15 protein-coding genes are annotated in these 21,338 nt (G+C 47.1%); 1 reads left to right on the top strand and 14 read right to left on the bottom strand.

Annotation, left to right across the window (positions count from 1 at the left end; translation table 11 throughout):
• Positions 1-1,057: 1,057 nt before the first annotated feature.
• From VIS48_06045 to VIS48_06015, 7 genes are all read right to left on the bottom strand, one after another.
• Complete coding sequence (locus tag VIS48_06045; protein HEY9165707.1) at positions 1,058-1,573, bottom strand: hypothetical protein; 516 nt, start codon at positions 1,571-1,573, stop codon at positions 1,058-1,060.
• A 288-nt stretch (positions 1,574-1,861) separates the two neighbouring features.
• A complete protein-coding gene (locus VIS48_06040; GenBank protein ID HEY9165706.1) occupies positions 1,862-3,478 on the bottom strand; it encodes a DHA2 family efflux MFS transporter permease subunit in 1,617 nt (538 codons plus the stop codon).
• Between the two features lie 187 nt (positions 3,479-3,665).
• Positions 3,666-3,884 carry a hypothetical protein gene (locus VIS48_06035; GenBank protein ID HEY9165705.1) on the bottom strand — a complete coding sequence of 73 codons (219 nt, stop codon included), beginning with the start codon at positions 3,882-3,884 and terminating at the stop codon, positions 3,666-3,668.
• Between the two features lie 159 nt (positions 3,885-4,043).
• Positions 4,044-5,303, bottom strand: coding sequence for a serpin family protein (locus VIS48_06030; GenBank protein ID HEY9165704.1), 1,260 nt, complete (start codon positions 5,301-5,303; stop codon positions 4,044-4,046).
• A gap of 293 nt (positions 5,304-5,596) precedes the next feature.
• Positions 5,597-6,718 (bottom strand): cyclopropane fatty acyl phospholipid synthase, encoded by a 1,122-nt coding sequence (gene cfa, locus VIS48_06025; protein ID HEY9165703.1) that lies wholly within the window; start codon positions 6,716-6,718, stop codon positions 5,597-5,599.
• Positions 6,719-8,687: 1,969 nt separating this feature from the next.
• On the bottom strand, positions 8,688-8,924 hold the full coding sequence (locus tag VIS48_06020; GenBank protein HEY9165702.1) for a hypothetical protein: 237 nt from the start codon (positions 8,922-8,924) through the stop codon (positions 8,688-8,690).
• A gap of 175 nt (positions 8,925-9,099) precedes the next feature.
• Positions 9,100-9,672, bottom strand: a complete 573-nt coding sequence (locus tag VIS48_06015; GenBank protein HEY9165701.1) for a hypothetical protein — start codon at positions 9,670-9,672, stop codon at positions 9,100-9,102.
• A 320-nt stretch (positions 9,673-9,992) separates the two neighbouring features.
• On the opposite strand from VIS48_06015, the gene VIS48_06010 reads away from it, so the two are divergent.
• The gene (locus VIS48_06010) at positions 9,993-10,676 is read left to right on the top strand and encodes a hypothetical protein (GenBank protein HEY9165700.1); all 684 of its coding nucleotides are present in this window, start codon (positions 9,993-9,995) and stop codon (positions 10,674-10,676) included.
• Positions 10,677-11,431: 755 nt separating this feature from the next.
• Here the strand turns inward: VIS48_06010 and VIS48_06005 are convergent.
• The 7 genes from VIS48_06005 to VIS48_05975 form a co-directional block, all read right to left on the bottom strand.
• Positions 11,432-11,953, bottom strand: coding sequence for a hypothetical protein (locus tag VIS48_06005; protein HEY9165699.1), 522 nt, complete (start codon positions 11,951-11,953; stop codon positions 11,432-11,434).
• 46 nt (positions 11,954-11,999) lie between these two features.
• Complete coding sequence (locus tag VIS48_06000; GenBank protein ID HEY9165698.1) at positions 12,000-12,284, bottom strand: hypothetical protein; 285 nt, start codon at positions 12,282-12,284, stop codon at positions 12,000-12,002.
• Between the two features lie 73 nt (positions 12,285-12,357).
• Positions 12,358-15,027 carry a DEAD/DEAH box helicase family protein gene (locus tag VIS48_05995; protein ID HEY9165697.1) on the bottom strand — a complete coding sequence of 890 codons (2,670 nt, stop codon included), beginning with the start codon at positions 15,025-15,027 and terminating at the stop codon, positions 12,358-12,360.
• Positions 15,028-16,191 (bottom strand): RNA-binding domain-containing protein, encoded by a 1,164-nt coding sequence (locus VIS48_05990; protein HEY9165696.1) that lies wholly within the window; start codon positions 16,189-16,191, stop codon positions 15,028-15,030.
• A complete protein-coding gene (locus tag VIS48_05985) occupies positions 16,179-18,803 on the bottom strand; it encodes a histidinol-phosphatase (protein HEY9165695.1) in 2,625 nt (874 codons plus the stop codon). The genes VIS48_05990 and VIS48_05985 overlap by 13 nt, the downstream gene beginning before the upstream one ends.
• Positions 18,804-18,859: 56 nt before the next feature.
• Positions 18,860-20,719 carry a site-specific DNA-methyltransferase gene (locus VIS48_05980; GenBank protein ID HEY9165694.1) on the bottom strand — a complete coding sequence of 620 codons (1,860 nt, stop codon included), beginning with the start codon at positions 20,717-20,719 and terminating at the stop codon, positions 18,860-18,862.
• Positions 20,719-21,114 carry a hypothetical protein gene (locus VIS48_05975; protein ID HEY9165693.1) on the bottom strand — a complete coding sequence of 132 codons (396 nt, stop codon included), beginning with the start codon at positions 21,112-21,114 and terminating at the stop codon, positions 20,719-20,721. Before VIS48_05975 ends, VIS48_05980 begins: the two co-directional genes overlap by 1 nt.
• Positions 21,115-21,338 lie beyond the last annotated feature (224 nt).

Raw genomic sequence — 21,338 nt, 5'->3', positions numbered from 1 at the left:
CTAGGCGCCTTACGGCGCCGTCGAACAGTATTTGTTTTGCCGCTTCGTCATTATAGGTGTCAATAATGATGCGGCATCCCGCATGGCGGGACTTAAACCCACATTGGAAATTTCCTACTCGCCATTTTTTCCGAAGGCCATATGTGGAATTTTTCTTCCTTGGTTCAGAGTGAAAAACGACTAACGAGTCAATTGCTTATACAGCGTGCCCCTCATCAACAAGGCTCCGCCGTTAATGCTGCAAAAGAACTGCAAACCCGTTATGGGCGGGATTGTAATACTCTCAGTGAAAATGATGAGAAACGAAATATCAATATTGTTCGAGCTGATAATAGAACGATCCTTGGCTTTGGGGACTACATCAGCGGAGTGGTTGGAACGTTGAGTCTCAATTCACAACTTGCCAGATGGGCAGGAGGCTTCGCCAAGGTTGGCCAATCTTGACCTGCCACTATATCGTGTACCACTGCAGAGCTCGTTATCCGATCGCGTTAATGGAATTCGAAGATCTTTCGCGCGTCTGGTTTTGGAGTACAATTACGGGAAGTCGATTTCCGGGAAGGGAGTCAATTGGAAGAAATTCTCGGTAGTGGGCTTCTTCGACGCTACTGAAATGTCCCATCGTTGAATACTCTACCGCGTTCAAAACAAACACAACTGTCCCGCTCACGCGGCATCAACTCCAGCAGGTGCCCACCTCCTCCTCTGTCATTCCCGCGAACGCGGGAATCCACCTTTCAAGTATCTAGAATCACGTGAATTTGAAAGATGGTTCTATCTTGAGAAATGGATTCCCGCTAAGAACATGTCCCGACCGAAATATTCTATATGTCGGTCACCGCGAAGCGGGATCCCGCATCATTTGAATGGCTATGATGTCAGAGCGGGAGATCCCGCAAGGCGGTGACGGGAATGACAGTGAGAGAACTTGTCGATATCACACCTCTTTGAAAGTAGCCCACTACCAAATTCTCGCAGAGTCGGTGATTCGAATTGAAGGATAATGTAACAGTGGATCGTTTGTGAGGAGCAACTTATGATTAGATGCCGCCCACACCTATTGCGGAGAGATTATGAAAGCGCTCCTCTTCTGCCTCAGATTATCAATTACAAATACCTTTATTGAGGAAGATAACTTATCAGATAGATATACAGTGTCGATATTCCACCATATCGTTACAGATCCCATTACGGTGTGTTCTGGAATTTCATCCTTGCCCCTTTGAACGAGTATCCTTTTCCCTCTGGTCGTTTGAAGGACATATTCCCAGTATTTAGTATTTGCACCGTCAATTGTACTGTCAGAAACATGAACGATAATGCAACCGCCTAACGGGATTGCGGATCTCTCCTCTTCAGTTTTCTCTGGATCCCACATCTCAATGTCTGCCCTCTGGTTCGTTTCGTCGAGTAATACATCCTGGCTTTTGTATTCGAGACGGCACGAGGCACCGTTCTCCACTACTTCGACCGTTGCACCCCCACTTTTATATTTGGCTCCGACTTCGGGAGATTGAGCGGGACATCGTCCGGCGAGCATCAACAACGACAAAGCCGCAAATGTTGTTTTCATTTCAGCCTTCAGTTTGGCTTATTTGTCTTCCGGGAGCACTGTAATTCAAAAGCATCAAAGGTCCGGATAATTTTTCGCCACTTCATGTACCAATGCAAAGCCGGTGACCGCTTCGGACATTCTGAAAGTTGTGCTGCCGAAGTCTTGTCCTGTTTCTCTGCAATAGCTCTTCTCTTTTGATCACTAATCCGCTCAAATCCATCTCCCAATTTCTCACCCGCTTTTATCCGGGAAGATCTTGGATCTAACAATCAGGCAGCTGCAGTTGGCAGTTATTTTTGCCGTTGTTCAAACTGTTGAGGGTATATTTCCGCTGCCGTTATGAGAGACTTTTCTTCGGCGGAGAAACAATATTGGTATGAGGCAGACAATCGAAATCGCGCCGGCAACTAGAAAATCGTCGTTTACGGCGGACACAAAAGCTTGCTGCATCACGTGATTGATAATTATCGCTTTCCCGCGAACGCCGCATTGATACATCGAACCCCCGACGGCATGCTGTGAGAACAATTCAAGTTTATACATGGCGTTCTTGAAAACAGGCGAATACTGGCTCACGCCATCACCGTAATTTGTGCTGTGAAACATAACTCTCCGAGTGAGCAAAGTTGCAAAGAGAGCGATACCGAAACTTCCGCCGACCTGACGAATAACGTTAAACAGCCCCGATGCTTGTGCCATCTTATGTCTAGGAACGTTTGTAAGCGCCAGCACGCTCAGCGGAGTCCACATCAACCCCATCGCAAACCCTCTCAGGTATAGAGGGAGCATGATTTGTGAATGCATCGAGAACAGTGAAAGGAAATAATTCAGATACAGGCTTATGCTGAGAAGGACAACGCCGATGATTGCGGGGATTCTCGCATCAACTTTGTCGGAAAGATAACCGGCAACGGGAGCTGTCATGCCTTGAAGGAGACCCACCGGCAAGAAAACAAGTCCCGCCTGAAATGGAGTGTAGTTCAGCGAGTTCTGAAGATACAGCGGCATCAGGAACGTACTTCCGAACATTCCCAGCCCGTATATGAACAGAACTATATTTGTAATTCCGAAATTGAAATCCTTCATGAGCCTGAGTTCTATCAACGGATGCTTTATGTTGAATTCCACAAGCAAAAATATTATCAGCCCTAATCCCGACAGAACAAAACATGTCAGGATGAATGTTGAAGTCCACCCTCCTGTGTTCCATGATGTATTCCCGTCCGCCAATGCCAGCAGGAGGAATGTCAGAAATACCGCCACAGATAAGAACCCTGCAACATCAAAGCTTCGCGTATGTTCCGTTTTGTATTCCCGCTGAATGACCATGGTCGCAAAAATTCCGACAAGTCCAATCGGGACGTTCACGAAAAAAATCTCGTGCCATGAAAAATTGTCGATGAGATATCCCCCGATCAGCGGGCCAAATGAAACCGATGCGGCCGCGGCAATTCCCCAGAAACCGAGTGCAATTCCACGTCTCTCCGGTGGAAACTCGCGTGTAACGATCGCCATGCCAACAGGCATCAGGAAGCCAGCCCCTGCGCCTTGAATAATTCGAAACGCTATAAGAACATTTTCGTTCCACGCCATCCCGCATAAAAGGGACCCGGTAGTAAATATGGTAAGCGCGAAGAGGTAGGTCCGCTTATATCCGAAATGATCTGCGACCCACCCGGATGTCGGGAGCATTACGGCCAACACAAGCAGATACGCGGTAGCTACCCATTCGATCTTATCGACAGTCACTCCGAAAGCAGCCATGAGGGTGGGGAGCCCGACATTAACTATCGACGCGTCGAGGACCGCCATGAATGTTCCGATCATCACATTTGAGAGCACCAGCCACTTATAAAACCTGTGCGTGTGGTGAAGGACCGACATCGGACGAACCTGTGTTGAGTCACTGAGAGCAAGTGTCATTGTGTCGCTCCTTTTTGCCGGCACCTCCACCGACATTCCGAGACGCGGTACAGGTTTGGCTCACGCACCTGTAAAGGATCCCCAATCAGGATCTTAATCGGAACACGAGGCGCAATCCCTGTCAAGTTTTCGGAAAGAGGTTTGACCTGCCCCCAATTCTTTTTTTGTTTCTTAACTCGCATGCAGATTATTTCGTCTCAACTTTCCTTCCAACTCTTACTTCCATTGCCCTGGATTCGATAAGCTGCTTTATAACTTCCTGTGAAAACTCGTACCTGATCCCTTTTTTGGTAGTGATGGTATGTAATCCGCCATTTTCGTAGGACGTCGCATTGGCAATACCCGACTCCATTATGTCGCGTTCCACATCCTTCCAGTTCTCGTTAGTTACCTTTATCCATTCCATAATTTTAACCCTGGTTGACGAGCATCTGACCCTTGTCTTCGCGAGCCACGTTGCCAACGATTCCCGGGCTACTTGCTTCAGTTGCCCAGCGATGCATTTCGTGAAACAGATAACGTGTTAATTGCGACGTGCAGCCCCTTCTACTGCAGCTATTGCACTTTACTCTGAAATATGGACGCTCGGTTGATTTATCGCTCCCATGAACATGATTGTATTATTATGATTCTCCTTCATCAGGAAGAGAAATGGTCGGTTGACATTAAACAGAATAGGTCCACTGTGAATGGGTTCTACAACGGTGTCATATATTATGACTACCGTTACCGCTGCTGCCACGGTCCCCTTCTCGTTGACATCGATGTAAGTCTTGTGCAGCACATCCGAGATCGCCAGGCCACCCGCTGGACTGATCCTGGTGAAGTCGGCATTCCCGGCAAATGCACTCCCCATCCCCATCTGCGATAGTACATCCTTCAGACTTGTGCCGTACTGTACGTTGAACTTCGGAAGTGTCAGTTGGACATCCTGAGGTGACAACCCACGAATGATGCTATTGATTTCAGTTTGATTCAAGCTTGCAAATACATTTGTTGAAGTTGAGTTGACAGGGAGCAATACGAGCATGCTGTAATCACCATCGCCGTAGGGAAGCTCAACCACCTGGAAATTAGCATCGAAATAATAGTTCAGACTGTCGCGCATGACCATCATTGAGTCCGATTCCGTCGAGCCGTCGGACAAGTAAAACGGATAGGGCTTTGTCTTTGTGCTGTCGAAAATGTACTTCCAATTCCCGTTAAAATACAAAGCGTTTATAAGATACATTATAACACTCGGATCGATTGGAGGAGTGATAATATCCGGGATCTTACCGTGTGTTTTGTTGCTGACCCATGAGTTGATCACGCCTGCAGCGCTGGGGTCATTAAAGTTCAGGGGCTTTACATCCGAATCAAAATAAGTTGAATCGACTTCGATAAAGGAACTCAGTACCGGAAATGTGTTTCGATACCAGATCGAATTCGCGATAGTGAACGTTACGCCCGGGTCAAGGTTCGCAAACATCGTCATCAGGTACTGGTACGACTGGTTAATGTCGCTATTGGAGAGTCCGTCGAGGCCGAGAGTCTTCTGCATGTCGGTATAAGTTTGACCGTCGGCACCGTTCAAGGTCATTGCCAGTGCCATAGAAACGCTGAGAGGTGAAATGAAAAAGTTCTTTCCCTTCTCCTGCACAGCTACCTGGGTGAAAAGATTTGCAGCAAAAGAGTTGTTGGCGGACTCGACTTGCTTTTCAACCTGAGTAACAGGTGGATTTACTTTGCCGTCGCCCGGGGAGGTCACATGACTGCAACCGTAATTCAGCGATATTGCCGCGACCGCAACACCCAATAAGAAGATTCTGAGACTGCGCCTCATAAATTCCCCCTTTTTAAAGTCGCACAATCTTCAGGCTTCCGATAACATCACGACTAATGCCTGTAATTAAATCTTAAATGACAAAGAAATAGAATGCAAGCCAACAAACAAGAAGTAAGAGTCGGATAATGCTGCAGAGATATGAGCCCGTGACGCGCCCGAAATTCATAAACCAAAGTGAAATTAGTAATCCGGCGAGCAACTGCCGAACCGGCGATGAGGCGAAAGGACCGCCGCTAATGAATGATCAACCTTCACGAAGCGCTGCACGGGAGGCTGTCATCCATTACCCGTTACCGGACGGACTGATAACCGCCCATGACTCCGTTTTTCGACAACACGATCTGCCAGAGCTGATTAGTCCTCGCGCGGAATGCTCCGGCACTGGACAACAAATAAAACTTCCACATCCTGAAGAATGTCTCTCCGTACTTTTCGCGCAACGAGTCCCAACTTTTCAGGAAGTTGTCGTGCCAGGCCATAAGCGTTTTGTCATAGTCTGCGCCGAAATTGTGCCAGTCCTCCATCACAAAGAGGCCTTCTATTGCTTTCCCCAGTTGCGCGACAGATGGGAGCATGCCGTTCGGGAATATATACTTGTGGGTCCAGGGATCCGTACTCTTCACCGACAGCAGATTACCAATTGAGTGCAGCAGAAAGAGCCCGTCATCTTTGAGACATCTGTTCGCGACTTTGAAGTACTCACGGTAATTCTTGTAGCCGACATGTTCAATCATTCCGACCGAGACAATCCTGTCGAATTTCTCGTTCAATTCCCTGTAATCCTGGAGTCTAAACTCCACGGGAAGTCCTTTGCAGAGCTCCTTCCCGAGCGATACCTGGTTGGTCGATACGGTTATTCCGACAACTTCGACGCCGTAGTTTTCTGCGGCATACTTGCCGAATGCACCCCAGCCGCAGCCGATGTCAAGAACTTTCATCCCGGGTTTGAGATATAGTTTGTCACAGATTAGGCGAAGCTTGCTTTCCTGTGCCTCATCCAGAGTCTTCGCATTTTTCCAGTAGGCACAGCTGTAATTCATACGCTTGTCGAGCATGTTCCGGAACAACTCATTCCCGAGATCGTAGTGCCTCTTGCCGATGATGAATGCCCTGCTCCTTCTCTGCATGTTTGTGAGCTGGAACCCGGCGAGTTGGATTGCAATCTTGTAGTTCGATCTGACTTTGTCACGCAGGTTGGCACGCAAGACTTTAAAGATAAACTCATCGACATGTTGGGCGTCCCACCAGCCGGACATATATGATTCACCAAGTCCGAGCTCCACCTCAGTAACGAGCCGCTTGTACACTCTTTGGTCCCGTACCTGAATGTCCCATGGCCCGTTTCCGTTGACCTCGATTCCGGCGAGGTTCAGCAGCTGTCTGACTACAGCTTCATATCTCTTCGCGCTCATCTGATCACCTATTTGTATTCGTAATACCTGACCATCAACTGGAGTGACCTGCATGGTCCAATGCAAAGTTCGTAATTTGATAAGACATTGGCAAGGCGGCTTGGTAGTGTCTCAACCTCAACCGCGAATATCCCCTTGCGAAACCTGTCCTGACGAAAGGTCAGGAATGGAGCCAGGCAAACAGGTCGCTCCTAACGGAGCTGTGATTGGATTCGTTATCGGGGTTTACAAACAGGTCGTGCCTGACGGCACTAAAGTAAGGAATAAGTCTTGTACCTCATACAAATCTTTATGATGCCCTGCCATGGAGTGCGATTGGACTTGAGGAGCCCCAGAGCTCCCGACCGAAGGCAGACCTATCGCGGAAGGAGAACAAACTAAGAATTGTCATCAGATGTTGCTCTGGTGAGATGGTTGATGGAGCCAGGCAAACAGGCCGCTCCTAATGGAGCTACAATTAGGTCTTATTATCACAGTCTACAGACGGGTCGTGCCTAACGGCACTAAGGTAAGGAATGAGTCTTGCAGCTGATAAAAATTTTTATGATGCCCTGCCATGGAGTCTGATTGGCCTTGAGGAGCTCCAGATCTTTCGGCCCGACTGCGAATCGTCGGGTCTCAAGATGACAAAAGAAAGTGGACAAGAGAGAATCCTGCAAATCGAACCAGAGTATTATTGTCTGTAAGGCGCGGGGGTCATCGTGTAACATCATGCAAGTGAGCGGACGACGCATGCATAACCCCAAATGGATTCATATTATTTGTCATTCCGAACGATTGAATCACGACATCGTCGGGATGAAAGAAGTGAGGAATCTTCCGTAGTTTTCCACAAGACAATCATTCAGGAGTACTCAAGAAGATTCCTCGTCGTCACCGTGTCGATGCATGGAAGACTCCTCGGAATGACAGATGGGTAGTTTACCTCGTTCTGCCGCATTCTCTGATGGTGTCTCAAATTAAAATCCACCGTCATGCTGGACTCGTCCCGCCCAGCGCCTTCGCACTGGAGCGCTTCCGCCTACACTTCGTTTCGGCGGACGGATCGGCGCGCACGTGCGGCATGCCGCAACGCGGCATCGGGAATCCAATAAGGGTAGCAGAACTAGATTCCCGCTAAGAGCATGTCCCACGATCCGGCCGCTGCTCCCGCGGTCGGACGGGAATGACATTGGGAGGGTTTCACACCCGCGCTGCCTTGTTTCGCGACCGTAGACCCCGAAACTAGTAGCGCTCAATTATCAGACACTCGTCGTTGCGAGGAGTCCGTCCATATATTTCCAGGACGGACGACAAAGCAACCCCACACATGTTGGACGCTTCTAGTCGGCATCGAGTCGCACACATATTCCAAAGCGGTCTGCATATGTTTGCCGGTAGTCCGATGGGGATTGTCCGCCTAACGGCGGATTTCGTTCTTTCATCTGCGATGAACGGACTCAACCGCGTCCGTCCGGAAGATCGGGATATCAAGACAATGGAAAGTACATTAGAATTATTGAGAATCATCAAATCTCTATTGTTCTTTTTCTTTTGCTCACCCAAAAGAAAAAGAACCAAAAATAAAAGGGTGCCCCGCGAAAATGGTCCCGACGGAAGACCGTCGGGATCGTCCCGTACTCAGCTGTACGCGATTTTTTGAATATCACTGCTCAACCTTTCGCCGAACAAAAAATCGCTATATCCATGCTAGAAGTCCTGCAGATCTTCATCCTACCCAACGGGACTCTCCCGAAGGGATCCCTTCGGGACCTTTTCGCAAGGGGATTATAAGCATTGGTGTAGTATGCATGTAGATATTCCTTCGCTTAAGGCTGTCAGGCACTAACCGTTAGTAAACTGAGAATACCGGGTCAACCACTGCTCAATTACGAGCGGTCTTTATGAGGGGACAAACTCTTCCAGGGATTCATTCGATCTGCTCGTGTCAATTACCCAGGCGCTATGGCAGTACAACTGCCGCCAGGGCTCAGCCACCCTCTTCCATATGTGGGGTGGCTTTGGTGTTCGGTTTCTGCTTGGAGCCATCGTTCTCGGCAGACTCCTTTTCGGCTTGAAGAGCAGCTTTGTGTTTCGCGAGCAAATCAAGAAGCTTTTCCTGCAACTTGTCCACATCGATTCCTCGCCTGGTGAGGTACTCTTGAATATACTCCGGATCTTCATCGCTCATGTCACTGTAGAAGTCCATGAAAGTGTCCTGATCCATGGTGCAGCTCCTTTCTATTATTGAAACCCGGCGGCCGGGCTTATCATCTCTTGTCTCAGATGTCCGATTTGCTTCAAGCGCTCTCTTGACGAAGCAGCGGGTCATTGATCCGGAATCCACTTTGCGGTGAAACCGCCGCTGTTCTATGCAATTAAACATTTATGCAGGAGGAGCGTTAGACTGAGCTGTCAAAATCGCGCAGCAAGCAGTCGACGGCCCTCTTGATTCTCTTCTTCGCATTCGCGACCCTGCTTATATCCAAACATAATTCGCGGGACATTTCCTGGTTGGTCTTTTCATTGAGCACACAATCGAAGACCGCCAGCGCTTCCAAATCGTCTTTGTCGTTGAGGGCCTTTCGAATCTGTTTGACGAGTTCTGAATTTTCGAAATCATGGACGTGGTCCGGATTATTCGACGGGTCGAAAAGATTTTCTCTCACTTCGTCCTCACATTTATAGTGCCGGTTTTCTTTGCGTACGATGTTATGCCTGCAATTTCTGAACCGCTTGAGGAGCCAATCGGCAAATTCGGGATACTCGGTCGCATCCCAAATATCGGGACAATTCAGCGCTTCTTCCACCAGGTCGGACGAGATATCCCACGCCGTGATTCCCATCTCCTTTCTTCGAAACAGCCTGCTCCGAAGCTCCCTGTCTATGGTGGCGGCTATCTTACCGGATTTTGATTTGTCCCTGACAAACGCCTCAATCTGGCAGACCTTATGGACTTGCTCTCCGTTTCCCATATCCTTTGCTCCTTGTGTTTGCGGAAAACTCTGTAAGATCCCTGCCGCACCAAACGCTCTATATATAATGGTCGCGAGGACGACGGTTTTGCCGCGGATAAAAAATATTTCTTCACGGCAAAACATCATGGTCCACGACCATTACAGTTCACATGGAAGGAGGCACGCAGAGAGAGCCTTCCAGTTCATTCTCGGTTTAGTCGGCTTTACTTCCCTGTTGGACCTGCATACCCAATCCGATGAAGAGGAAGAGAGAGAGCCTCCTGACAGCAAAGTTAAATAATTGCCATTTAACAACAACCAAAGAAAGGAGAAGTAAGATGGCAGAGCTAGTCAAAGCGGTACTAGGAAAAGTGACCGGGACGCTGGGCGACATAACGTTTCGCCAGCGGAACGGCAAGAACGTAATCGGGATGCGGCCGCGGCGTTACACACCGCCGGACGACGAAGGATCGGTCGGGAGGAGGGCGCGGTTCACGCTCACTGCGAAGCTGGCGCAGGGAGTCCAGTCCGTCCCCGAGCTCCTGTCGCTCTGGACGCCCCAGACGCCGGCGGGGATGTCGACGTTCAACTACATAATTCAGAAGAACATCCTTGTCGTAAACCCGAACTCGGTTTCGGGGCTCACGGTAATAACGCCGAACGGCGGGTTCATCGTGAACTGCACGAGCTCCGCGGTTTCGGCAGACAGCATTGCGGTGGAGCTTGCGGCGATCGGGAGTATATGGGGGATCGACATAGCGAAGGAGCCGAACGCGAAGCTCGCGTACATCCTGAGTCTGACAAACCCCTCGAATGCGTCGTACCCCGACGTCTGGTTTGTCGCGGGTGCAAGCGAGCCGAAGCCGCTCGTGCTGAACGCTCCTCTCACATTCAACATCGCCCTGTCGGGTCAGGACGGAGTGAGTGTGGAAAGCTATGGCGACAAGAAGCTTCTTATCGCGCTTGTCACTCTCGACGCGGATGGGAACGCGGTGAGAGGTTCGGAGACGGTGCTGAGGTAAATACGTATCCCCCCGCAGCGAATCCAGCCGGGTCATGGAGACCTACCCCCTCTCTGGAAAAAAGAGAGGGGGATTGTTTTTGGGGGTTTGAGGTTGTGGTACTTGAGTTTCACGGTGGATCCATGTACTAGGTAGCAACTCACTGATACCTGCAAAGAGCACGAGACATTGCTGGTGTATATCAAGCTAGATGCGGACAAGACCACTGTGCGATGCGATAAAACCCCGCAGTCGGAGCGAGGAGGAAGCAATGAGTTGAAGAGAGAGCATCAAATGAGGAGCACTCACCGCGAGAAATGGTTAGGACTTATCACGAACATTTACCCAAAAACAGTCTCTTAGCGAAATCGATGATTTGTCCGATTGACTTTGAAGACATATGATATCAAGCCAGTGTAGCAAGCCTTACTTAGATCGAACACCCAACTTAGTCTTAACTTGCCGTGGATATCAGGAACCCCGTGTAGACTTCGTTGACTGAGAATCTGCTCGTTTAGTGCCTTCACATTTATTTCACTTAACTCTCTGTCGGCACTGAGAAGGAATAAATCTGGCCCGTTCGTGGCTGCTCGATGAAGTAGTAGTTCATGGTTTCGATGGGCCTACCGTTATCACAGTGTGTTCGGTTGTGATCGCTTCCTGGCAGCAGCTCGTGCACGTGCGGAGCACCCACAAGATTCATGGCAATTGCGGTTTCCCATATGCGACCGCATGTGCCGCACATAGTCAGCAACTCCAATTTTAGAAGTCCATGCCTACTGCAAGGCCAATAGAAACTCTTCTTCATCCAGAGTGCGGCGGCCCGGAGGGGAATTGAGAATGGTCGGAACAACCATGTCTCGCAAGAGCTTGGTGTCTCTCTTGTTCATGAGCTCTGGATTCTTCTCCATGGCTCTGCTGATGAGAATTAATTCCAAATACCTGGCAGATGGATGCCCCCTGCGGCTTGGCGCTGAGAATCGCGCTTCGGGAGTATTTCGCGCCACAAGGTACAGAAGCGGCGTCCCCTTCCATTCGTCAAGCACGTCGTTATAGATACTGATCTTATGAGGTGAAAAACACTCTCGTTGAAAGGACTGCTTCTCGGCGACGCCGACATACCATGGGGTAATCCCCTTTCCGGCCCTCAACGCGAAAAGGTAGCAACCGCATCCTTCTGGGAGTCCCTCGTAGTTATCCTCGATCTCTTGCCAGAGGTCGGTCAAGGCTTCGGCGCTACGATCTACGACTGTGTTCTGCCTTGGAATCTCATATGGCCCATGGATCGAGTAAAGCATTTTTCCCTCCAGTAAATTGTCGAACGAACCTTTATTGCTCGTAATGCTAGACTGTGTCGAGGTTGATCCACTTCCATTGGGTCGTCTCTGAAACTAAAACGGCGTGAGATTTGAACGTAAGTGCAGCAGCGTTATTCGCTTTCGATAAGACGATATCAATGCCGATTCCCACATTTCGCATAACATACTCGGCCGGTGGCATTTTGCACTCTTTTTTGTCATCACCGGTAATCGTGCGCTCAAACCCCTGCGCTTCCATGTAACCGTGAAGTTCTTCATAATCCTGCTCAGTACCGGTGTGCAGTTCGACTCGCACTGTGTAACTTGGCATGATATCCTCCTTTGATTTCGGTCCCACTATTGGATTGCAGGCATGCGGCCATAAGCTTGTTCGACGGCTTGCCCTACTTGAGCTGACTCGCCTCCCTTTCTACGTCTTCAAGCTTTGTCGCCTCTGTAAAATGAACTTCCTTGAGTTGGGCAAAATGTTTCTTCCCGCATTCGATCTTCTGGTTTTCGCTTTCAAGGCGCTTGGATTTATCTAGCGTCGATTTGGTTTCTGCAACGAAGTAAAGCCGCTTTTCTTTCTTCAACATCAAAGCCCAATCGGGTCTGTATTTTCCAACCGGCGTTTCTATCTCAAACCAGCGCGGAAGCTTCAAGAAGAACTCTACGTCATCGCTGTCGTCGCACGCCTTTGCAAACTTGCGTTCAGTCTCTGAAAGCGAATCTATCTCTATGTTATCGAAGATGGTCTTCTCTTTGTTCTTAACACTGTAAAGATTCGTCAGGTATTCCTCGATTTCGTCCGACGCGAATTGCCGCATCTCATAGTATTCGTTCTCTATCTTCTGGTACTTCACTCCCTCGACCATTATGGATTCCAACTTGGTCCTTATCTCGTGAACTGTGTTTTCAAGAAACAGCTGAGGATTCTTCAGGCAATCGAGGAGTCTTCCAGACTTGCGAAGAATCTCCCTTATCGTTGACCGGGTAAGATGAGTTCTTTGTTCAATGTATCCAACGATATCGGGGATCGCCACGGTGCCATATTCGGGCGAATAGAACTTGGTTGAGGCGATCTCTCCCGACAAGCCGCCTGAATCCATGACAACCGTCGTGCGTTGTGCAACAATTCGCGGGGGAAGGATCTCCTCCATCTTGCTGACCCGGTTGGCGGCTTCGCGGATCAACTCCTCGGTCTGGTATTCCACTCTGTACGTGGTCTTCTGACGTATGTGCTGCCACAGCTCAATGAACATCGGGTCTACTTCGTAACCTTTGCGGAGAGTTACTTTCTTCTTATCGTTCTTGTTCTTTATTCGTCCTTCGAATTTCTCGCCTGTATCATCCTCAATTTCTTTCTGGAGCTTCTTTGCGAATTGCTCATACCTCTCATTGGCGATAACTGTCAGCCTATTTACAGCCTTGTCGAATACCCTATTCCCATCCGAGTTTACTGCAAGCCGCAGCCCTCTTCCTATTTCCTGACGCTTCTTAAGCTCCGAGGTGGTTTCATTGAGTGTGCAAAGCTGGAAGACATTCGGGCTGTCCCAGCCTTCTCTTAGCGCGGAATGACTGAAAATAAATCTAAGCGGCTCATTCAAGTCAAGCAGCCTTTCTTTGTCCTTCATAATCAGTTCGTAAGCTTCTGCATCGATTTCGGATGTTCTGCCTTCACGAGAGTCCTTTAAGATCCCCTTCTTATCCTGGGCAAAGTAGCCGTTGTGAACCCGCGCCACGTCGTAAGGGATGAGCCCGTTGTACTCCTCTTTGTTCGCGTATTCATCGAACAACTCCTCGAACCACAATGCGAACTTTCCTTTTGAGGTTGTTCCTTCATCATACGACCTGTAGTTTTTCACCTTGTCTATGAAAAGGAGCGACAATACCTTAATTCCTCTAGGTTTAAGGATCGCCTCTTTTCGGAAGTGCTCTTCGATCGTCTTTCTGATCTGGACTTTCATTATGTCGTCCCGCAGACCGCCCAATGTTTGTCCGACTTCAAGTCTTGTCCCATTTGAGAACTCGACGAAGCCTTCTTCAGCGTTAATCTCATTGACAACGTATCCTTCACGGTACATCTCACGTTTGTTCGAAAGGTCGTACATGTTGTCGCCGTTACGGACGTACGCGGTTTTGCGCAGAACTCCGCTGGCTCCCTCATAGTCGAAAGTAAGCTTTGCACTGATCCTCGTCTTCTGTGTTTTTATTCCTTCCAGCTTCACGAACGCCTGGTTGAAACTGTCCTCGCTGACTACCGAATCGACTTCAATCTGCTTTACCAATCCAAGGTCATAGGCTTTCACAGGAGTGAGTTTATAGACAAGATTATAAACATCCCGATGCGTTGCGGAATATCTAAGAGTACATGATGGTTTGAGGTTAGCGATTGCCTGCTTCCGGAGGTCAGTCTCCATGTTCTGCGGCTCATCCACGATGACAATAGGATTTGTGTATTGAATGAATTCAATCGGTCGCTTCCCAGTAAGCTTGTCATTCGGCTTGTTAATGATATTCTCATCCTTGGCAAAAGAATCGATGTTGATCACGAGTACCTGGATCGTATTGCTCAAGGCAAAGCCGCGCAAAGCTGAGACATTCTTGGAGTCATAGACGGTGTATGTTAAAGGAACGCGATTGTAAAGGCTTTGGAAGTGCTCATGTGTAATCTGGAGATTTTTGAGAACCCCTTCCCGGATGGCGATGCTCGGCACGACGATAATGAACTTCTTGAAGCCGTAAGTCTTATTGAGTTCATAGATGGTGCGAAGATAAACATACGTCTTGCCCGTACCAGTTTCCATCTCAACGGAGAAGTTGACGCCTTTTAATTGGGAGGACTCTTCTATTCCATTTCGTTTCTGGAGAGAGCGGACGTTCTTTAATATTTCCTGCTCGGTGAGTCTGATCGCGTTGCCTACGCCATTCTCTGTGAATGCAAGACTTGTATCCGCTTGTTGAAGTGAGAATTCGTAGTCGCCCGCGCTCAAAGGCTGTCCTTCGAATACGTCAACGACAGACTGGATCGCTTGTATTTGAAAATCCTGATGTGAATCGAATTGGAGTTTCATTCAAACAGGTTGCGGTCTCTGAATCATTACCTTAAATAGTTCCCTGTCCGTATCATTAATGAATTCGATATCCGAGTAGAAACTCAAAGCTCTAGGTATGCCGCTACCGATACCTACATAGGGGAGGACATACCTTGCATTTGAGAAAAGGATCGAATTGCGCACAATTGAGGTTCCGGCTTTTATCTTATCAATAGTCTGTGTATTAGGTAACTTACCCGGGCTAATTATTTCAATCCTATTGTCAAAGATAAAGATCTTGACATCTGCTCGGATGAAATAGTCGCGATGAATCAGAGCATTTACCACTAATTCTTCTATTGAACCTCTCGGAATCTCCAATTCTCCAATAGTGTTAAATGAGCCTCCAGCCTGAATCTTGCGCAGGTTTCTAATGATGAAGGACATCGATTTTTCAAAGAGGAGATCCAAGTTGCCTTCCATCGGCTCTGCCTTGTCTCTGAATTCGGTGCCAGATAGGTCGTTGCCGACAAACGCAACGCACTGCACAGTAAACATAGGCTTAAATGCCTGTGGTCTCTTGCCAAACAACAGCAACCCAGCAAGCGTAAGTTGATCACCTGATGCAAATCCCATGTTGCTTAAGATCTTTGGCAATGGTTGACCTAACTCATCAAGTTTTTTTCCCGTTTTCCTTTCGACAAATTTCTTAAAGAAGTCCGTATCAATATCGTTCAACGTTGTATTCTCAACAGCTTGTTCGTCCGCAGCGATATTGCCACTACTCTGTAATAATCGAAGCAACTCGTCGTTGGAAACAACCTTTCGTTTATCTGAGCCATTCTTAATCCAGATAATTCCCTTGTTGTCCCTGTAGGGTTTGTCTCTTCCTTCGTTAATTTGAACTACCACCAAATTATTTCCAGAGACCGAAACTGTTTCAGTGAAGATTGTTATTGGTCTCTTGACGTTATCGGAAGCTGCGTTCGACAGCAATTGATTCGTGACCTGCAGTTCCTGGAAGGTCAGTCCGTTCAAAGTACCTGTCTTGTCATTTACCCCTACGACTATCAATCCACCCGCTGAATTGGAAAAAGCTACCATCTCTGTAGCTATGCTGTAAGCATCAAGGACACGTTCTTTGAATTGAATTTTACTGTTCTCACCTTTGCTTATTAAATCTAGTAATTCTATTGGTTCCATAGTTCGTATATCATCTTTCTTTTCTCGAATGCCTCTTCTCCACCTTCCATAATCATCACGATGTGTTTTCGAATGTCTATATTGTCAATGCTTCCGATGATCGCAGAAATTTTTTTGTTTTCGTAGCGACAACTTATTATTTGTTCCGAATCACCTAGAACAGGTATGTTCGGATTATGTGTCGCAAATATAAACTGGGTTTTAGTCTTGAGATCCCGCAAGACTCGGATCACGTCGTCATAGATCGTCTGATTATCAAGGTCGTCTTCAGGCTGGTCTATGATGATAATGTCATTCTCCTTCAGAGACAGAAGGAAAATAATCAGGGCAGAAGCCCTCTGGCCTAGAGAGTGTTCAGCAAGCGGTTTGGCTTTATAAAATATCTCAAAGTAGTCGGGAACGCGGTATGTCAAAAACGTTGGGAGATTTTCTTCAAACCGAGTTTTGAATGAGACCAATTGACCACCACCTGATAATATATTGTTCACTTTTGTAGTACTCGATGCTTCGTTCAAGTCCCGATAAATTTCAATGGGATCAGAGTAGCTCTCTACTAACGTTTGGATGTTCGTATCTCTTATGCCTGTTCCCCGTAGGTTGTCTTTTAAGAATTCTTTGAACTGACCCTTATCTCCCTTGAATTTCATTTCAATTCTAATTGAAGACTGATCCATGTTTATTTTTTGAATTTCTTCGCTAACAACAACATATTCCTCGTTCCAAAGCGATTGAAGCTCTGTAAGAGAGACTACCAATTGTCTTTGCATCTCAACGTATCTAGCTTTGACCCTTTCAAGCTCTCCTAATTTGAAATTAGTGTTTTCCAAATCTTTTCTAAACTTCACATAATCATCTGCTTGAACATTTGGTAGGTTTATTTCTCTCTTGATCTTAGAAAACTCCTCCTTCAGATCCTCATATTTCGTTTGGAATTGCTTCTCAATCAAAGAAAGGGCTATATGTTCTTTTCTCATTTGAGATAGGAGAGCAGACAACTGATTGAAGAGGTTAGAAAAATTGGTAAATGATTGATGGGCACTCTCGATAATGTCGGCGTTCTCCTTCGATTGATAGCCAATGTAAGATTTAAAGCTACCGCTATAATTGGAGATGAATTCTTCTAAGCCGGACATAATATCACGTTCAAAGTCTATCAGATTCTTAAGACGGCTAGCATCCTTATCAAACTCAACCTGTTTGTTCAGCTTCTTGTCAACTTCATTGTCAGAAAACGCCTTCAGCGTATGTTCCAAACTTGCTTTTTGGGATTCGAGATCAGGTCCAAGAGCAAGGGTTCTGTTCTGCCGCGAAATATCATTGAGAATATTCACAACTTCAGAATTCTTGTCTTCGATCCTCTGGCGATGACCCTTGACTTTCTCACCGATTAATTGATTAATCAAACTTTCAATGCTATTCGATCCCTTGATACTGGATAAGTCCTTTTGCCCAAAATATAGCGGCTTTTTCAAGATGCCGGATATTTTCAAACTAGGATTTAGCGTCCCATTCACGTACACGTTCGTTCTATCTCCAAGAATCTTTTCAGCAACTATCGAATTGCCTTGGTGATCGACTATTTCTGTTCTTGTTTTCCCCCCACTACCGAGAAAATTTGAAATAAGGTCATTCTTATACTTTTCGTCAACACGAGTATTATCTAACATTATGTCCAGCGCATAACGAAGCGTTTCAAGGAGCGTAGATTTTCCGCTACCTCGTATCCCGATTAAGTTATTCATTTCAGGGCTAAGACATATTTGTTTGATGTCCTGTTTGCTGGTGATGAAAGAAATAGATTTTACGTACGCTTGATTCAGTAAAGGAATTTCCTTCCCAACTCGATATTTCCAATCCATCAAAGCATACTTCACCACATCGAAGTCATATGCGCCAATCTTGATGAATGTCTTTTCACCCTTCCCAATTTCATCTATCGATTTTGGATCTGACCCTTCGATACGAGCTGGCAACTCATTATTGAACCACTGCGTTAGGCGATCCAACTTTTCTTTGCTTCGAACCTTTTGAAAACCCAAGACAGCCTTTCTAAAAAGTGGATCCTTTCCGAACTCAATTATTCTTCCACCATCAAGCTCTTCTAAGAAACCGCTCTGCTGTTCCACGTGGGCCATTAGAATGAAATAGTTCTTTTGAAACTTGTTCAGCAGGTCAATGGTTTGAGTTAGACCATGGTTTGATCTCCCATTTTCGTTTTCATAGTTAACTTTTCCAGAAAAAGTGGTCGTGAGAAACTGGTTAATAAGGTCGTTTGCGTTTTCTAACCATTGGCCTGGATCGAAAACTACGAGGGTATGGATTCCATTAGCACCGTCATTTACCGAGAGTTCAACTCCCGGCAGGACGTAAATTCCTTCCTTTCTTCCTTTTTTTGCTAGGGCTTTATACTCCGAAAGCGAAAACTTATTATGATTAGTAATAACTGCAACAGAAATGCTTTCGCTCTTTAGTTTTTCGATGTATTGATTAATAAAGTCACTCTCAGTGCCATTGTATTTGAATTCTTTGTCTACGTGGGTGTGCAAATGAAAATCTATACGGAGCCACGCAGACCCCTGCTCGAATATATGTTGGAGATCGTTGTCTTCCATTCATCCTCCACAATCAAAGTAATAATGTAATTCATGAGAATCACGTAAATCACGATTCATATTGTCCTAAACTCCACCCCCGCATCCTTCATCTGCAATGCGGTATTTGTTTTCAATTGATCGTTCCCGGCGAAAAGGCGGTCGAGACAAATGAAATTCTTTGGCTTCATCTTACCGATCTCAACTATTGCGTCGCGAGAGATCTTTTCGAGTGCAAGCGCAACTTCGCCCTCAGCAATCGAATAGATTGGGACACCGCCGACGGTTAACTTCTCCAACTTCGTTGTCAACTCATAGCCCGATTTCACAAGTATTTCCCACGCCATGGCATCTGCCTCTGAGCCTGCACGTGTTGGATCGGCAAAGGCGTCCATCTGCTTAACCAGATCATCACCGTTGTCCATTGTATCCGTTCTCCAAACTTTGAAGTTCGACGGTTCGAGTGTGAACGCCTTGAAACCGGTATCAACTTCCTTTCCCTTGAACAACCCTTCCTCTTTTGCCTTTTCGCCTTTTATCTTTTGTCCTGCTCTTCTTATCCTCTCTTTACAAATATCCGCAATCGTCTTATAGCCCGCCTTATACGCTTCCGAGTCTTCGTCCGTCTTTTCGGGAAGTTGTACCAGTATGAACTTTCTATTCCCGCTGTCTTCTTTGTTGAGTTCCATGACAGCCTGCGCTGTTGTCCCACTGCCTGCGAAGAAGTCTAAGACAATATCGGCTCCCGATGCCGCTTGTTGTATAAGTGTTTTTACCAACTCCACGGGTTTTGGGAAGGGCATTATTTTCCCTCCGAAAATTTCCTGTATCTCTCTGGTGCCATCAGTTGTAAACCCAACTTTTAACATTGTAGAGAAGCCCGTCTGGAATTCGGTAACCTCATTGAAGAACTTCTTAAAGCGAGGCCGTCCGTCTGGTTTAGCAGGCCATAGGATTCTATCTTCCTCGATGTACTTTTGAAATTTCTCCTGCGATACTGACCACCCACGCGTCGTAGACGGGTGATGAACTATGCCGGTTCGAGGATTCACTACATCATAGTGCAGATTAGGTCTTTTGTCCTTCGTGGCAAGGCCTGTCAAGTCAGCACTGAACCACGGCCCGCGTGGGTCGTTGTCGGGGTTCGAGAACTTCCCGGTGTCAATATCCCTTCCGCGAAGTACTCCTGTTTCCTTCTTGTAGCAAAGCACATATTCATGGTCAGTTGAAGCACGATCCTGATTCCTGCTATCCGCCATTTGCCTTCGATGCCAAACAAACGAAGCAATCAGACTCTCTTCTCCAAAAATCTCGTTCATCATGAGCCGCAGGTTGTGTACCTCGTTGTCGTCAATGGAAACGAATATTACGCCGTCTTCTCGCAGGAGATTCCTCGCGAGGAAGAGGCGCGGGTACATCATGGAGAGCCAGTTGGAATGATATTGCCCATTTTCCTTGCTGTTCTTTCTGAAGAAGCCTTCCTTCGTAAGGTATCCTGCCTCGTCTTTGTCGCCAATGCGCTTCAAGTATTCGTCTTTGCTCTCGCTGAACTTGTCAGGATAGATGAAGCTGTCGTTGCCCGTGTTGTACGGCGGATCGATGTAAATCATCTTCACCTTTCCGTAGTACGATTTCTGAAGCACCTTCAGAACTTCGAGGTTCTCGCCCTCAATGAAGATGTTCTGCGTCGTGTCAAAGTCAATTGATTGGTCGCGCTGAGGCTTCAGCGTCGCCGTGGTTGGAGTCTGAATTGCTCTGAACGCGTCGGACTTGCCTGCCCAGTTGAGCACATATCGTTCGTTGTCGACCGTTATATCTTCGCCTAAAGTAAGCTTGAGCTTTTCAAAGTCGATCTTCCCTTCGGAGATGACTTCAGGAAAGAGTACTTTCAGCCTGTCGAGTTGTTGTCGCTTAACGTCTGAAGATTTCCCGTCCACTAGCTTGTCTTTCTTTGCTTTCTTCCCTTTTTCATGTCAGGGATTGTCTTGTTCAGCACGACATAAACCTGCGTACCATCATAGTCGTCTATGTGACCTTTTTGGGAGAAATAGACCAAATCAATACACAACTTGTAGACCTCTGATTCCTTCAATTCCTTAACTTTCTTTCTCAAATATTCCTCTGTCGAGAATTCGGATTTCTTGAATGGCGTCCGCTTCTGGTTCTTACTGAAAGGGTGCAGGGATTGTGTCAAAAAGTGCAGAACAAAGCCTTGAAGCTTTTCTTTCCGAAGCCCTTCAATTTCACCGAAGAGCGCGAGCAATTTCTCGTCTTTAACAACGCTCACATCCGTATTGAGATAATGGTAGTTATGACTTACGGGCAATAACATCGTTCAACTCTGAACCAGAATGCTGCACGATAAGGACATTAGAAACTCCGCACCTGCTATTCCAATGAAATCTAATCCCTTGACTTTTGACATTATAACCACTTTCGCGGCACGATTCAAATTGCTGCGGCAGCAGCAACCAAGCGGACATAAAATCAGGCCCGAAATAACTAGATATGCGCGAGGGCGGCTACAAGTTCGGCTGCTCCTGTTTCGCCTCTGGG

It is taken from the genome of Candidatus Kryptoniota bacterium (genome assembly GCA_036567965.1).
In the GTDB taxonomy this organism is placed as follows: Bacteria; Bacteroidota; Ignavibacteria; order Kryptoniales; family JAKASW01; genus JAKASW01.
Note: the sequence above shows the minus strand (reverse complement) of the source record. Positions and strands in the feature narration are given on the sequence as shown.

What these genes read in the sequence shown, in the direction of transcription:
- VIS48_06005 (HEY9165699.1), bottom strand. Translation starts at nt 11,953, where the DNA reads ATGCTTTACTCGATCCATGGGCCATATGAGATTCCAAGGCAGAACACA.
- VIS48_06000 (HEY9165698.1), bottom strand. Translation starts at nt 12,284, where the DNA reads ATGCCAAGTTACACAGTGCGAGTCGAACTGCACACCGGTACTGAGCAG.
- cfa (HEY9165703.1), bottom strand. Translation starts at nt 6,718, where the DNA reads ATGAGCGCGAAGAGATATGAAGCTGTAGTCAGACAGCTGCTGAACCTC.
- VIS48_06015 (HEY9165701.1), bottom strand. Translation starts at nt 9,672, where the DNA reads ATGGGAAACGGAGAGCAAGTCCATAAGGTCTGCCAGATTGAGGCGTTT.
- VIS48_06035 (HEY9165705.1), bottom strand. Translation starts at nt 3,884, where the DNA reads ATGGAATGGATAAAGGTAACTAACGAGAACTGGAAGGATGTGGAACGC.
- VIS48_06010 (HEY9165700.1), top strand. Translation starts at nt 9,993, where the DNA reads ATGGCAGAGCTAGTCAAAGCGGTACTAGGAAAAGTGACCGGGACGCTG.
- VIS48_06020 (HEY9165702.1), bottom strand. Translation starts at nt 8,924, where the DNA reads ATGGATCAGGACACTTTCATGGACTTCTACAGTGACATGAGCGATGAA.
- VIS48_06040 (HEY9165706.1), bottom strand. Translation starts at nt 3,478, where the DNA reads ATGACACTTGCTCTCAGTGACTCAACACAGGTTCGTCCGATGTCGGTC.
- VIS48_06045 (HEY9165707.1), bottom strand. Translation starts at nt 1,573, where the DNA reads ATGAAAACAACATTTGCGGCTTTGTCGTTGTTGATGCTCGCCGGACGA.
- VIS48_05995 (HEY9165697.1), bottom strand. Translation starts at nt 15,027, where the DNA reads ATGAAACTCCAATTCGATTCACATCAGGATTTTCAAATACAAGCGATC.
- VIS48_05990 (HEY9165696.1), bottom strand. Translation starts at nt 16,191, where the DNA reads ATGGAACCAATAGAATTACTAGATTTAATAAGCAAAGGTGAGAACAGT.
- VIS48_05975 (HEY9165693.1), bottom strand. Translation starts at nt 21,114, where the DNA reads ATGTTATTGCCCGTAAGTCATAACTACCATTATCTCAATACGGATGTG.
- VIS48_05985 (HEY9165695.1), bottom strand. Translation starts at nt 18,803, where the DNA reads ATGGAAGACAACGATCTCCAACATATATTCGAGCAGGGGTCTGCGTGG.
- VIS48_06030 (HEY9165704.1), bottom strand. Translation starts at nt 5,303, where the DNA reads ATGAGGCGCAGTCTCAGAATCTTCTTATTGGGTGTTGCGGTCGCGGCA.